This is a genomic window from Moorena sp. SIO3I8 (assembly GCF_010692325.1).
Taxonomy (GTDB): Bacteria; Cyanobacteriota; Cyanobacteriia; order Cyanobacteriales; family Coleofasciculaceae; genus Moorena.
Genome location: NZ_JAAHHW010000424.1, coordinates 1 through 1,256, shown reverse-complemented (window position 1 = coordinate 1,256; position 1,256 = coordinate 1). Strand labels below are relative to the sequence as shown.

Below are 1,256 nucleotides of genomic sequence, written 5' to 3'. Positions count from 1 at the left end.
AAAGTTGAAAAGAAGAACAGGATGGGGTTTCATCAGAATTGAGGATAGCCATCAGAAACCCCATGAACCAAGAAGCGCGAATTAAAGAAAGCTCTCCAACCCCATTTGGGATGGCACGGAGCAAGAGTTTCGTTTCTTGCTCTGTTCTTGTTAGCATTGCTGAAAGTGAAAACGGTCAACCGAGCGTGAACTAGCATTGGGTTTCGAGTATTGGTTCGACCTCAGTCAAATTACAAACGACTGCAACGATTTTTTCGTGGGTTTGACTTGGACTACAAGGCGATTGGGAAAATCGTGGTCAGTTGGATGCAAATCCCCGAGCCTTGGATATTGAGTAATGACCGTACCACTTGGGAGTTGGGCAAACATTGCTACAATATTCTGAGCTTAGGGATAGTCCATCAAGGAGTGGCATTTCCGGTGCTGTGGTGGATTCTTGATCAGAAAGGGAACAGTAATAGTGACGAGAGGATGAGGTTCATTGAGGAATTTTGCCAAATCTTTCCTGATGCTAGGATTTCCTTTGTGTGTGGGGATCGCGAGTTCGTGGGACAAGCCTGGGTGCGATACCTGCTACTAGAACCATCAATGGCTTTCCGATTGAGGATTCGAGCTACAGATCGGATTGAACGCAATGGGGTATCCTTGGCTGCTCGAGTGGTTTTTGCTCATCTACAGAAGGGTCAATCTCAAAGACTCAAGGGATTCTGTCGAGTTTGGGGGTGCCCCGTTAGTGTGGAAGCTCTACGTCTTGATGATGGCAAGTTGCTCGTTGTCATCAGTCCTGATGCGAGTGAAGAGCTTGTAAAAGATTATGCTTCCCGTTGGGGCATTGAGACTCTTTTTGGCATTTTCAAGACTCGTGGCTTTTGTCTCGAATCTACTCAAATGACCGTGCCAGAACGAAAGCGAAAACTTTTTGCTCTTTTAACCTTAGCTTTGTGTTGGTCGATGCTCACCGGAAAGCGTACTTCATCAGTTTCAACCTATTCCCATTAAGAATCACGGACGTAGGGCCAAGAGTCTTTTCCGTCTAGGTTTTGACCATCTGCGTCATCTTATCCTTAATCCTCAATCCCTTCATCAGTTCGACTTTCGGCAATCTTTACATTTTTTGTCCTGTACTTAGGGGTAAAGCTACCGGTTGGAGTAAACTCAATTTGTTTTTCAACAAAATAAGTACCCAGCAACAGTGCTATGACACCACTGAACGCTTCATGCTCTTGGGAAACTGCCAATATTTCTACCTCACCCCT

General features: G+C 45.4%; 2 pseudogenes. One reads left to right on the top strand and one right to left on the bottom strand.

Annotation, left to right across the window (positions count from 1 at the left end):
* Nucleotides 1-105: 105 nt before the first annotated feature.
* A pseudogene (locus F6K51_RS37580) lies at nt 106-1,129 on the top strand (IS4 family transposase).
* On the opposite strand, the pseudogene F6K51_RS37575 reads toward F6K51_RS37580, so the two are convergent.
* Nucleotides 1,065-1,256 (bottom strand): annotated as a pseudogene (locus F6K51_RS37575) (hypothetical protein); the annotation flags it as partial. The pseudogenes F6K51_RS37580 and F6K51_RS37575 overlap by 65 nt on opposite strands.